The organism is Psychrobacter sp. Arc9 (assembly GCF_041431295.1).
Classification (GTDB): Bacteria; Pseudomonadota; Gammaproteobacteria; order Pseudomonadales; family Moraxellaceae; genus Psychrobacter.
Map to the genome: position 1 here is coordinate 108794 of NZ_JASMRK010000003.1, position 12522 is coordinate 121315.

Below are 12522 nucleotides of genomic sequence, written 5' to 3' on the forward strand. Positions count from 1 at the left end.
ACGTGCTTAGTTTTCTTTACTTGATTAGTTGTCTTTATTTAATTAGCAGAAAGGTTAACACGTACTCATGTGTGGCCATGGCTAGGCTTACATATCAATAGCATAGATAGACAAAACGATAACTCAAGTCACCCAATCATTAATAATAAAAAACCCGCATCAAGGCGGGTTTTGTTCAGCAAGAACTGAAAATTTAGACATTAAGACACAACCAAGCGCATCAATTGGGTACTAATATAACCACCAAATGTCCCTACTGCGTAACCTAAAATACCCAAGAACACGCCAACAGGCGCTAGCGATGGATGAAAAGCTGTGGCGACAATCGGTGCAGAAGAAGCACCGCCCGTATTGGCATTAGAGCCAACTGCCAAAAAGAAGAACGGTGCTCGAATGATTCTAGCGACAGCAAAGATAATCACGACATGGATGCTCATCCATAGTAAGCCGATTAACAGTAAACGCCACTGTGAGACGATTCCAGCCAGATTGATTTGCATACCAATCGCGGCGATTAATACAAAGATAAATACCGTGCCGATTTTTGATGCACCCACATGGTCAAGCCGACGAATCTTAGTAAATGAAAAGATGACGCCTATTAAAGTGATAATCACCACCATCCAAAAGAACGAGCTGGCAAAGCTATATTGAACGGCCCAACTATAAGGGGCAAAGAAATCTGCAATCTGGCCACCGACAAAGTGCGCCACTCCGACCATCGCAAAGCATAAGCCAAACATCACCATCAAATCATTGATAGTGGCTGGGCGGGCATGATCACGCTCATAGCTCTCGACTGCTTTGACTACTTTATCAATACTACTCGTATCAGCTCGCAAAAAGCGGTCTATCTTATCGCTATGTTTTGCCATTACTAAGATAGCTAACAGCCACAGCGAGGCATTGGTGGTATCGACCAAAATCATCATACCAAACAAATCATCACTGACCCCAAACAGCTCCTTCATCGCTGCTTGGTTGGCCGCGCCGCCAATCCAACTACCTGCTACAGCAGAAAACCCACGCCATAAAGTATCATCGGTAAACATGGCAGGCGATACCCATTTAGCGACTCCCAAACTGATTGGACCACTGATGACGATAGCGATACTGGCAGCAAAAAACATAGCGATCGCTTTCCAGCCTAAGCCCAGTATTTTAGGCACATCCATGGATAAGGTCATCAATAGCAAACTTGCTGGCAGTAAGTAAGTGGCAGTAAAGCCATATATCTGCGAACCAACACCATCGGCAAACACGCCCAAACTGTTTAAAGTGGCTGGTATAAAGCAGCAAAGCACAATACCAGGTAGTACGGCATAAAACCGACGCCAAAACTTACCCGGCAAGCCTTGGGTATAAAAAACCAGACCAATAATGGCCATGATAATGCCAAAGGCTAATGGCAAATTATCAATTGCTAAATTTGAGGTGGCAGGCATCAAGGCGCTCCAAGAGTTACAACGGGCAAAAGTAAATCAGTATAGACAAGGCAAAAAACTCCTGCAAGCAGCCATCAAATATTAGCTAGGATTTGCCGAGTAGTATTTGACAGGATAAATGGCAAGGTGACGGCTAGACACGTAACGTCATACGCCCGTTATTGAGCAATATAAAACAGGTAAACGCAAAAAAAACCAGATAACAAGTATCTGGCCTTTTTAGTGCTATCTTTAGACGATTAATGAATCAACGATTTTAATCGTCAAATATAGCTGTATTACGAGTTGTTACCACGGTTGCCGCCGTTTGGACGACCTTGGCCACGGCTGTCAGAACGACCAGCTGGACGACCTTGGCTACCGCTTGGACGACCGCGACCAGTTGCAGCGCGCTCACCACGTGGAACGCCATTGCTATCACCGCGGCTTGGGCCACCAGTGCGCTTGCCTTGATACGGCTTGCCACCTGAACGCTCATTCGGTTTGCCTGACGTGTCACGTGGCTTACCTTGATAACCGCTGTCATTGCTAGCGCGTTGACCAGTGTTGCTATCGCTTGAACGACCACGACCTTGACCACCACCGCTAGATTTACCAGCATAGCCACCGCCTGAACGACCACGGCCTTGACCGCCACCGCCGTTAGAACGACCACGACCACGGCCACGACCATTACCTTTGTTTTCGCTAGGTACGTAAGTTTTCTTAGGCTCCATACCTTCGATAACACATACTTCCATTTTGCGATCTAAATAACGGTTGATAGCGTTAAGCTGTGGACGATCATCCATGCTACATAGGCTGATAGCAACACCAGTACGACCAGCACGACCACAACGACCGATACGATGGACGTAATCTTCAGTCTGACGCGGCAAGTCATAGTTGATAACGTGCGAGATAGCTGGGATATCTAGACCACGAGCAGCAACGTCAGTCGCTACTAGGATTTTTACTTTACCATTACGCAAGTCTTGAACGATACGGTTACGCTTGCTCTGTGGCAAGTCACCATGTAGGAAGCTTGCTTTATGGCCTGCTTCTTGTAACTGTTTAGCCAGTTTTTCAGTGCTACGTTTGGTAGCAGCAAAGATAATGATTTGTTCCATATCTTGTTGGCAAACGATTTTGTCAAGTAAACGGTTTTTGTGATCAAAATCATCACAGTAGTACACTTTTTCTTCGATGTGTGCAGATTCTACTTTGATTGATACGCGCTCAGGGTTCTTAGTGAAACTGGCAGCGATTTTACCTACTGGGCCATCCCAAGTTGCTGAACACATGATCGTTTGACGATCGATTGGCGCTGCACGAAGGATGTCACTGATGTCATCAGCAAAACCCATGTCTAGCATACGGTCAGCTTCGTCAAGTACCAATACTTCTAGGTTTGACAAATCAACGCGACCTGCATTGATATGGTCAAGTAGACGACCAGGCGTTGCAACGATTACTTGAACGCCCTTTTTCAAAGCAGTGATCTGACCGTTGTATGGTGCGCCGCCAACTAGTGGTACACAAAATAGACCGCGCATATCTTTAGAATAAGTGCGAACGCTGTCATGTACTTGCTGAGCAAGTTCACGCGTTGGCGTTAGGATAAGTGCTTTGGTTAGTTTGTCAAAGCTAGTCGCACGGCTCAAACGGTCAAGTACAGGGATAACGAAAGCCGCTGTTTTACCACTACCCGTTTGCGCTGACAATAAAAGGTCACGACCGGCTAGAGCAAAAGGAATGGCTTGTTCTTGAATAGGGGTTGGATTGGTATAGCCACTGCGATCAAGGGCAGTAAGAATTGGCTTAGCAATGCCAAGATCAGTAAAAGTGATTTTGTTTTCTTCAGTGGCGTCAGTAGCAGCCGCTTGAGTATTGTTATCAGTATTTGGAGTGTCAGTGCTTTCGATGATGCCGTTTTCAGCGGCGATTGCAGATAAGATGTCAGTCATAAGAATCCTTGGTAAGTATAAGTTGCTGTAAATTCAGCAAACTTGATGCATACCACTGATAACCGTTCACCACGCTGCTCTTATTAGCATTACCGAGCAATATAAAATTGTCGATAATTAGAAACCAAGCCAATAGAGCTTAGCGTCTTTATAATAAATGCGTTCGTGCTGTCTGACGTATTTTGGTGGTAGTGCCGAGTGTCTTATCCTTGCTTGATATACGCTCATTATCAATGCTTTGTCCAAAGCAGATAAAGGCAAACAGCAACCAATCTAGACCCTAGTTATAGGCCAGTAGATAAGATATGAGTCAAAAATAACTGATATTTTTAAAGGTTATTTAAGTACACAAAATCATCGGCAACAATTACTTATGGTCATCCTAGACCCAAAATCGCAGGCGATGTTATCAATCTCATAATTCACGAAAGCCTAAGCTAACGAGGCGACGCAGTATAGCACAATAAAAAAATATATGTACCTATTTCTTCAATTACTGAGTAAATAAGCACTAACAGTGTTGATAATAAACAAGTTTAGTTGTTTTATTTAATAACTAAAGCAAATGAGCTACTCACTATTTATCTATCGTACTACTTTGACTTCTGTTACATAAGTAGGTAGCTGCCATGCCCCGCCCGCCTCGATTAAGCGGCAAAGTCCAGTGGTGCTTTCATGGCTTTTTTCAAATGCACGGCCCGTCCATAGCCAATCGGTTTTGCTCATGCAATCACCGATGCCGCGACCTTTTTGTACAGAGGTAAGCTTGCCTTTATCGTAGCCAGTAGCATTGGTCGTAACCAACGTTGGCTTATAAGGTTTACTATCATTGAGCACCCAAACCCCTGCTCCAGCGTTATAAGCGCCTGTCCAGCACTCATGCTGTGCCAACAGCTGAGAGCCATTTAGACGACTGATACGCCAAGGTGATTTGTCTGAAAGATTGGGACAAACGCTGTCTGCATCTTTCATTGTGCCTTTTACCAACGCTGCCAACTGAGAGGACCTCATTACAAACTTTTTGTCATTACCATCGTCCGCTTTGGCGCTTGGAACGATGAACTGCAGTACTGGCGCGGCTTTGGGAGGTAATATACCGCCACTAGATTTAGCAGCATCGTCATTTTTGATAAAAGCACTGGATGTACCAACGCGACCTTGGAACTCATCGGCTTTTAGCATAGCAGCACTGGCACCTTTGTCAGAGAGCTGCCAACGTGAATTGCGCAAGGCCAACGTAATCTTGCTAGATTTGGTCAAAGCTTCTAACAATGCAGTTACCTGCGCTTGAGTAAGCTCAGCGTTACCTGCAGCGGCTGAATATGGCTTCGTCTCACCATAATCCTTATCATTAATAAACAACGAGATGCGATGACGATTACCAAGCTGCATTAAGGCTTTAGACGAGCTGTCCTTTGCTCCGCCAAGCTTTACTTTACCATCCACGCCAGCATTTGCACCTGCACGGCGTACGAGCAATATAGAAACCGGAAACTCACTGTTATTCTCTGCTTGATACCCTGCCAGCCGGCACGTACGCGTATTATCACAAGCGACTTGCCAGTCTTGACTAGTAAACTCAGTCGATGTATTGGCCATACTGGTGGTACTGAATAAAGCGGTACTAAGCGCTGCAAGTACAGGCAGTAATATTTTATTTTTTATCATATAGGTGGATTGTTCTTTTATTTTTTTAGGTATGTTTTCTGAATAATACTCTACAGTGATGTTTTTGGGATTTTTATTAGACTGGGCACTGTTTTTATAGCTATTGTCATCATACTTATTATCGTCATAGATAATGCCTGACCTACTAACACCAGTTAAATCAGCGCCTCTTGATAGCGACATATCGTTTATATAATTATTGTCTTTCATAATCATCACCTTTCAGTAGAAGAAGTATAAACACCTGTCTATTGTAATGGTGCCCGGCTATCTTAACGCACTAGTGTTTCTATCTGTTGTACTAATGTATCATTGTGTAAAGACAAAAGAAAGACCTAGCATACATTATATTCATTTTTATGAATATAAGTAAAAAGGCTGATAAGCTATTTGCTTATCAGCCTTGCTGCTGTGTTTAAGGTTTATTTATGCTTAAAATGTACTGTTAGATCTAAACTGTATTGAGTACTTAGTTTAGTCGATTGGTTTTAGCTCTAGCGCTACTGCACGTTTAACCGCAGGACGTTCAGCGATTTTCTTAGCCCAACGCTGCAAGTGTTTATAGTCTTCTACTTGTAAAAATTCTGCCGCGTCATAGAGCTTACCTAGTGCCAACTGACCATACCAAGACCAGACAATCATATCCGCAATGTTGTAATCAGATTCATCATTGCCGCACAGGTACTCATTATCTTTTAAATGCGTATCTAATACATCGAGCTGACGCTTGGTTTCCATCGTATAGCGGTTGATTGGGTACTCTAGAGGTTCAGGCGCATACGCATAAAAGTGTCCAAAGCCGCCACCTAAGAAAGGCGCGCTACCCATTTGCCACATAATCCAAGACAAACAATCTGCTCGCGCTTTGCCAGTAGCCAGTGGTAGGAACTTATCAAACTTTTCTGCTAGATACATTAAGATAGCACCCGACTCAAAGAGTGCTATCGGCCCCTCTGCTGTATCAGTAGAATGATCGACCAAGGCTGGAATCTTTGAATTAGGGTTTATCTCTACGAACCCTGAGCCAAACTGCTCACCTTTAGAAATATCGATTTTATAGGCATCATATGCTGCTCCGTCAATGCCAAGCTCTGCCAGCTCTTCTAATAGTATGTTTACCTTGACACCATTTGGCGTATTTAACGAGTACAGCTGTAACGGAGCATTGCCAACAGGCAGCTCTTTATCATAGCGAGCTCCAGACGTTGGACTATTAATACTAGCAAACTTGCCGCCGTTGTCTTTATCTTGTGTCCAAACTTTTGGTGGTACGTATTTATTATTATCTTGACTCATAATTTATCCTCGGTTTGTATTTATGACTGCCGTGAAGGTTTACTATAACGAGAACTCGTAACGACTTTAAAGTCCTCTCTTGTAATCAATGTTGTGTTTCTACTGCCAAAGTAAATAGAGAGGAGCTATTAGCACGCATCGAATTTCTTGTCATATTTCGCCTCTTTGCCTTTTTATTAGCTACCCTTCGCATCGTTGCTCTTATATAAGTTATCTTATATCAGTTACTTTGAGTCACTTTTATTATGAGCTAGGCTTTCTTATACTACTCAGCTTGCATAGTGATCTGCTCGCAAATCCGCTATTTTCTTACTTCATAACGAGACGTTCAATGGGATTCACATGGTAACGCTCACCCCAACTCAAGAGAAATACCTGCCTTATGTACTAGCGGTAGCGTTATTTATGCAAATTTTAGACGCTACTATTTTGAATACCTCATTGCCACAAATGGCGCAGGCACTGGGTGAGTCACCACTAAAAATGCAATGGGCCGTCATCAGCTATGCATTAACCTTAGCGATTTTTATCCCTATTAGTGGTTTTTTAGCGGATAAATATGGCACACGCCGCGTATTTTTATCGGCGGTCATCATTTTTTGTGTTGGCTCATTACTGTGCGCGGCCTCACCCACACTAGATTTTTTGATTGGCTCACGCATCGTTCAAGGTATTGGTGGCGCGATGATGACGCCTGTCGCTCGTTTGATATTGGTTAAGTCTTATCCGCGCAATAAGCTGCTCACTGTGATGAATTTTGCTGTAATACCTGCATTGGTTGCACCATTAGTCGGTCCAGTATTGGGCGGCTATATCGTGCAATATGCCAGCTGGCATTGGATATTTTTGATCAATATACCGATGGGTGTGGCAGGTTTTATCATGGGCAAAAAACTGGTTCCAGCGCTATTTGAAGATACCAAGCGCCTTGACTGGACAGGGTTTGTATTGTTTGCCGCCGCTGCTTGCGGATTCACTCTCGCTGTCGAGTTTGGTTCACAGACTGGTCGCGGGGTTTATGGGCTATTACTCGGGTTAGGCGCAAGTCTATTGATCGGTGCGTACATCTGGCATGCCAAACGGCGAGCAGCTCCCCTGTTTCCACTCAGCTTGTTTGATATTCGTACCTTTCGAATCGGTATTACAGGCAATTTGTTTACGCGGCTTGGTATCAGTGCCGTGCCATTTTTGCTGCCCTTGTTACTCCAAGTGGTGTTTGAGTACTCACCTTCGCAGGCAGGTTGGTTGCTTGCCCCGATTGCGGTGGGTGCTATAGGTATCAAACCTTGGGTTAGCAAGATTATTCAGCGGTTTAGCTACCGTAAAGTACTGGTCTATAATACCTTGTTTATGGGTTCGCTTATCATTGTGCTAGCGCAGTTTAATGATGCCTCGCAGTGGCTATGGTTTATACCCATCCTGACCATCATGGGTGCCTGTAACTCCATGCAGTTCAGTGCGATGAATACGATTACTATTGGCGATTTACAGGGCACACAGACTAGTAGCGGTAATAGCTTAATGGCGGTCAATCAGCAGTTGGCGATTAGCTTTGGTATTGCGTTCGGTGCTGCTGTGTTGAATCTATTACGTGAGCGTCTACAGATGGATACGTTAGTAGCGTTCCAAACCACTTATTGGATATTGGGCATTTTGACCATTCTCTCGGGGCTGTATTTTTTACGTCTAAAACCTGAGGATGGCCGCGGTTTATACTAGGGTGTGTCTTCAATCGAGATAAGCTTTCTATTGAGTGAGATTTTACGTACGGCAAGTCTCTATTCTATATATCCGAAACGTTAAAAATAGCTTATCTATAGACAGAAAAAAGCCAGCATGCGATTGGATTATCAATCTCATACTGGCTTTTTTTATTATGACTTACATTAATAGCAAATACTATTATGCGTCATCATCACTCATTTGCGATTGGATGTAGCGTTCTACACCAATACTTTCTATCAAGTCTTGCTGCGTTTCTAACCAGTCTTCATACTCTTCATTGCCATCTTTTAGCGTGACTAATAGCTGGCGGGAGACATAGTCAGACTTTGTTTCACATAAGGTGACGGCATCAGTAATAATATCAAATTTTTGTCTCTCAAGACGTAAATTGCACTCAATGATTTCTGGTACATCTTCACCGACCAAGACCTTGCCCAGTTCCTGCAAGTTTGGCAAACCGCCTAGCAATAAAATACGAGCGATTAGGTCGTCTGACCATTTCATCTCAGCAATAGATTGCTTATATAATGAGTCATTAAGCGCCTCTAGACCCCAATGACGTGCAATACGTGCATGCAAAAAATACTGGTTGATGGCAATCAATGACTGCCCAAGTACTTTGTTTAACGCGCGAATAACTTCTTTATCCCCTGTCATTACCTTTCTCCCTTAATCTCTGTTATTTATGCTAAATACTGTGAATGCTACTTATATGTAGGATGATATCAGACAATATTAGGAGTGACTTCAGCCATTTGGCTTTGTAGGTAATTCGGTAGACCAATCATGTCGATGAGACGGAGCTGCTGCTCAAGCCAATGCGCATGATCTTCTTCGGTATCTTTCAACTGCTCAACCAACATCTCACGCGTGACATAGTCATGCTCTGCTTCGCAAAGTGCGATGCCTTCTTTTAGATGCTTTTGTACTTGGTACTCTAAATCTAGGTCAAACTGCAACATCTCAGGGACAGTCGCACCAATATGGATAGCATCGACCGACATCTTTGGCGTGCCACTCAACATCAAGATACGGCGAATGATATTCTGTGCGTGTAGCGTTTCGTCTTCCATTTCATGATGGATACGATCGTACAACTTGCCATAGTGCCACTCAGCATACATCTCTGAATGGATAAAATATTGGTCACGGGCAGCAAGCTCACCACCTAGTAAGAAATTCAAATAATCAATGACTTTCTGGCTACCTATCATAACGCGTACTCCCCTATTTATTTTTACCGATCACCATACATCCACAATTTATTATATAAGGATAGCATAATTGGCAAACTGACCAGTAAAAATCAAAATCAATAAAATGGCTTCTAATCTCAGGTAAATATAGTAGCATACAGGCGCAGTATAGGGTGTAACGTTATGAACTAAGAATAAGATGCTAATTGAGAATCATAATTAGCTACAACTGGCATGAAACTATTTCATATAGTTCGTGTTGGTGTATGACTGAAGTTATATGGACGCTTGCACACTGCTCCTTATGTATAATAAATAGAGCTAGATGCAAAATACTGAATATAATTTATCGTGTTAGATTTTATTGCACTAAATAATGAGAATGTGTGATTAACAGTGTTTAAACGGCGTATGCTAGATTATCGAGTTTTGCATGATGTTCGTTTAGGTAGTCATTGACCATCGGCTCACAGCAGCCACAGCACGTTGCCACGTCGAGCGTATCTTTTAGACCATCGAGCGTATCAACACCTGCAGCAATAGCTGCTTTGATTTGCTTTTCTTTTACGTTGTTACAGATACATACGTACATGGATTGGCTCCTCGAAATACCACTATTCGATAATGACGGCATACGACACTTATATAGAAAACCTTTGTGATAAGTGTCGTTGATAAACGGATAATTTACTGTTTTCTAGCAATTAAAAATTAGTTGTTGAAATCACGTTTATCCCTTGCAGTATAATAACGATAATTATTATCATTTTCAATCACATTCGATATATTTATTCGTTGAGACAGTATCCTTGTATTACAGGCATTTCATTTATGTAAGCGGATATAAGTGTGCGTGTAACCGAATATTGTCAAAGGTAGTGAATTGACGATGAACTGTAAATTTGCTTATTTTTTAATCGATTTTGTAGATAACTGCTGTTATATTGAACCCCTATTAACGAAGCCCATTGGAATTCTCCTATGTCTGATAATAATTTTACGATACGACCTATCGATTTATTCAAAGTCCTATCTGATCCGACACGTCTAAAAATATTTCAAATTCTTTTTAAAAAAGAAGCACGTTGCGTGGGTGATTTGGTAGATATGCTTGACCAGCCACAACCAACAATATCACGCCACCTAAACCATTTGAAAAAATTGGGTATTTTGAGCTGTGTGCGTGATGGTACTTGGATGTGGTATGAGGTCGCTGATGATTTACCAGATTGGTGTCAAGATATCTTAGACATCACCTACGAGCAAATCACTCCTAGCGGCACTAGTAGAGATGCATCGGATCTTGCTTAGATACTATTGTCCGCTTAGATTTTTAGCTCTTTGACTGCGCTTTATAAAAAGCGCTTGAGACCATAAATCTGCGGCAATGCTCCAGACCAAAAAAGACCTACTTTCGTAGGTCTTTTTTTTGCTCAACTATTGATAATTTGACTTAAATTGCGCTAGGTCAAATACTTATACAAGATCTAAGAAATCGCTGATAAAGGCGTTGGCTGGCTGGTGTATCAACTCCTCTGACGTGCCTACCTGCTCTACTCGGCCCTGATTCATCACAACGATCTCATCTGATACCGCACGTGCTTCTTCTTGATCATGCGTTACCATGATACTGGTGATACCAAGCTCGTGGTGGATGTTCTTTAACCATGTACGCAGTTCTTTACGGACTTTGGCATCTAGTGCACCAAACGGCTCATCTAGTAGCAACAGCTTCGGTTTGACAGCAAGTGCACGTGCTAGCGCTATGCGCTGGCGCTGACCACCTGATAGCTGATGCGGATAAGCATTGGCAACTTGTGGTAGCTGCACGAGGTCTAAGAGCTCTGCCACACGCTTATTAATATCAGCTTTGCTCGGGCGTTCGTTTTTTGGCAACAAGGTCAATCCAAACGCCACATTGTCCGCGATGTTCTTATGGCGAAACAGCGCATAATGCTGAAACATAAAGCCAATATGGCGCTTTTGGACTGGGGTATTGGTCACATCTAGCTCATCAAACAATACCTGTCCAGAGTCAGCATATTCCAGACCCGCGATAATACGTAGCAAGGTAGTCTTACCGCAGCCTGATGGACCTAGTAACGTCGTCAATTTGCCAGTCGGCACCGTGATATTGATATTGTCTAAAGCCGTAAAATTGCCGAATTTTTTATTAACGTTGCGAATCTCAATGCTCATAATCGTATCTCTTATTATATCTTTTGTCGTATCGTGGCAAGTAGCTGAGTAGCGACTGCATCCGTAGTATTAACATCATTTATCAGATAATGGCAGTTATACCTTGCCAGTACTGTCCGCACTCGTCGATTCAGTAGCGGCAGTGGCATTAGCACTCACTGGCAGTTCAGGTGCGCTGGCGAGCCGCTCAGACTTGGCAAATTTACGCTCTTGTATCTTGGTCATGACTTGCTGAATCAGTAGCGTCACTAAGGCCAATGCAGCCAATATGCTCGATAAGGCAAACGCAGCGGTAAAGTTATAATCGTTATAGGCAATCTCAACCAATAGCGGCATGGTGTTGGTCTCGCCGCGAATGTGACCAGATACCACGCTGACCGCACCAAACTCACCCATCGCGCGGGCATTGGTCAGAATCAAACCATATAGCAGCGCCCATTTGATATTAGGCAGTGTCACATGCCAAAACGTCTGCCAACCAGTCGCGCCTAATGTTAACGCTGCTTGCTCTTCAGAGTCGCCTTGAGTCTGCATCAATGGAATCAGCTCACGTGCAACAAAAGGAAAGGTCACAAACAACGTTGCCAAAATAATACCAGGCACCGCATATATGACCTGAAAACCCATACTCTCAAGCCAACCGCCGATAGTAGAGTTCAGTCCAAACAGCAGCACAAACATCAAACCTGCAACCACTGGCGATACCGAAAATGGCAAATCTAGCAAAGTGGTGACCAGCTGCTTACCTTTAAACTGATAGCGCGTGACCAACCATGCAATTGCAATGCCCATTACCATATTAATCGGTAAAACAATTCCTGCCGTAATAAGCGTCAGCTTGATGGCTTGCAAAGCTTCAGGGTCTACTAATGAAGCAATATACAACTGCCAACCATTTTTAAAGGCTTCATAAAACACAGCCAGTAATGGAATAACCAACATGACAATCATGAATAGCACTGCAATGGCAATAAAGGTGCGACGTATCCATGGCGTATCTTTAGTCGCAGCGTTGCTTTGGTAGTCATAGCTATTAGATATTTGCAT

11 protein-coding genes are annotated in these 12522 nt (G+C 43.1%); 2 read left to right on the forward strand and 9 right to left on the reverse strand.

What is annotated here, in order from left to right; translation table 11 throughout:
• Positions 1 to 200: 200 nt before the first annotated feature.
• The 4 genes from QO187_RS02740 to yghU all read right to left on the reverse strand — a co-directional run bounded on the left by QO187_RS02740 (position 201) and on the right by yghU (position 6355).
• A complete protein-coding gene (locus tag QO187_RS02740) occupies positions 201 to 1445 on the reverse strand; it encodes a DUF819 domain-containing protein (RefSeq protein ID WP_102093581.1) in 1245 nt (414 codons plus the stop codon).
• 278 nt (positions 1446 to 1723) lie between these two features.
• Complete coding sequence (locus QO187_RS02745; protein ID WP_101205896.1) at positions 1724 to 3391, reverse strand: DEAD/DEAH box helicase; 1668 nt, start codon at positions 3389 to 3391, stop codon at positions 1724 to 1726.
• 585 nt (positions 3392 to 3976) lie between these two features.
• Positions 3977 to 5269 carry a DUF1176 domain-containing protein gene (locus QO187_RS02750; RefSeq protein ID WP_228153188.1) on the reverse strand — a complete coding sequence of 431 codons (1293 nt, stop codon included), beginning with the start codon at positions 5267 to 5269 and terminating at the stop codon, positions 3977 to 3979.
• Between the two features lie 264 nt (positions 5270 to 5533).
• A complete protein-coding gene (gene yghU / locus QO187_RS02755; RefSeq protein WP_102093580.1) occupies positions 5534 to 6355 on the reverse strand; it encodes a glutathione-dependent disulfide-bond oxidoreductase in 822 nt (273 codons plus the stop codon).
• Positions 6356 to 6697: 342 nt separating this feature from the next.
• Here yghU and QO187_RS02760 point away from each other — a divergent pair, with 342 nt between their 5' ends.
• A complete protein-coding gene (locus QO187_RS02760) occupies positions 6698 to 8074 on the forward strand; it encodes a DHA2 family efflux MFS transporter permease subunit (RefSeq protein ID WP_102093578.1) in 1377 nt (458 codons plus the stop codon).
• 183 nt (positions 8075 to 8257) lie between these two features.
• On the opposite strand, the gene bfr (QO187_RS02765) is transcribed toward QO187_RS02760, so the two are convergent.
• The 3 genes from bfr (QO187_RS02765) to QO187_RS02775 form a co-directional block, all read right to left on the reverse strand.
• Complete coding sequence (gene bfr / locus QO187_RS02765; RefSeq protein ID WP_057760255.1) at positions 8258 to 8737, reverse strand: bacterioferritin; 480 nt, start codon at positions 8735 to 8737, stop codon at positions 8258 to 8260.
• A 68-nt stretch (positions 8738 to 8805) separates the two neighbouring features.
• Positions 8806 to 9294 (reverse strand): bacterioferritin, encoded by a 489-nt coding sequence (gene bfr, locus QO187_RS02770; RefSeq protein ID WP_057760257.1) that lies wholly within the window; start codon positions 9292 to 9294, stop codon positions 8806 to 8808.
• Positions 9295 to 9676: 382 nt separating this feature from the next.
• Positions 9677 to 9868 (reverse strand): bacterioferritin-associated ferredoxin, encoded by a 192-nt coding sequence (locus tag QO187_RS02775; RefSeq protein ID WP_102093577.1) that lies wholly within the window; start codon positions 9866 to 9868, stop codon positions 9677 to 9679.
• 389 nt (positions 9869 to 10257) lie between these two features.
• Here QO187_RS02775 and QO187_RS02780 point away from each other — a divergent pair, with 389 nt between their 5' ends.
• Positions 10258 to 10587, forward strand: a complete 330-nt coding sequence (locus QO187_RS02780) for a helix-turn-helix transcriptional regulator (RefSeq protein WP_102093575.1) — start codon at positions 10258 to 10260, stop codon at positions 10585 to 10587.
• A gap of 165 nt (positions 10588 to 10752) precedes the next feature.
• On the opposite strand, the gene QO187_RS02785 is transcribed toward QO187_RS02780, so the two are convergent.
• Both QO187_RS02785 and cysW read right to left on the reverse strand, forming a co-directional pair.
• A complete protein-coding gene (locus QO187_RS02785) occupies positions 10753 to 11475 on the reverse strand; it encodes a sulfate/molybdate ABC transporter ATP-binding protein (RefSeq protein ID WP_082624600.1) in 723 nt (240 codons plus the stop codon).
• 96 nt (positions 11476 to 11571) lie between these two features.
• The gene (gene cysW / locus QO187_RS02790) at positions 11572 to 12522 is read right to left on the reverse strand and encodes a sulfate ABC transporter permease subunit CysW (protein WP_102093573.1); all 951 of its coding nucleotides are present in this window, start codon (positions 12520 to 12522) and stop codon (positions 11572 to 11574) included.

What these genes read in the sequence shown, in the direction of transcription:
- QO187_RS02745 (WP_101205896.1), bottom strand. Translation starts at nt 3,391, where the DNA reads ATGACTGACATCTTATCTGCAATCGCCGCTGAAAACGGCATCATCGAA.
- yghU (WP_102093580.1), bottom strand. Translation starts at nt 6,355, where the DNA reads ATGAGTCAAGATAATAATAAATACGTACCACCAAAAGTTTGGACACAA.
- bfr (WP_057760255.1), bottom strand. Translation starts at nt 8,737, where the DNA reads ATGACAGGGGATAAAGAAGTTATTCGCGCGTTAAACAAAGTACTTGGG.
- QO187_RS02760 (WP_102093578.1), top strand. Translation starts at nt 6,698, where the DNA reads ATGGTAACGCTCACCCCAACTCAAGAGAAATACCTGCCTTATGTACTA.
- QO187_RS02785 (WP_082624600.1), bottom strand. Translation starts at nt 11,475, where the DNA reads ATGAGCATTGAGATTCGCAACGTTAATAAAAAATTCGGCAATTTTACG.
- QO187_RS02750 (WP_228153188.1), bottom strand. Translation starts at nt 5,269, where the DNA reads ATGAAAGACAATAATTATATAAACGATATGTCGCTATCAAGAGGCGCT.
- QO187_RS02775 (WP_102093577.1), bottom strand. Translation starts at nt 9,868, where the DNA reads ATGTACGTATGTATCTGTAACAACGTAAAAGAAAAGCAAATCAAAGCA.
- bfr (WP_057760257.1), bottom strand. Translation starts at nt 9,294, where the DNA reads ATGATAGGTAGCCAGAAAGTCATTGATTATTTGAATTTCTTACTAGGT.
- QO187_RS02740 (WP_102093581.1), bottom strand. Translation starts at nt 1,445, where the DNA reads ATGCCTGCCACCTCAAATTTAGCAATTGATAATTTGCCATTAGCCTTT.
- QO187_RS02780 (WP_102093575.1), top strand. Translation starts at nt 10,258, where the DNA reads ATGTCTGATAATAATTTTACGATACGACCTATCGATTTATTCAAAGTC.
- cysW (WP_102093573.1), bottom strand. Translation starts at nt 12,522, where the DNA reads ATGCAAATATCTAATAGCTATGACTACCAAAGCAACGCTGCGACTAAA.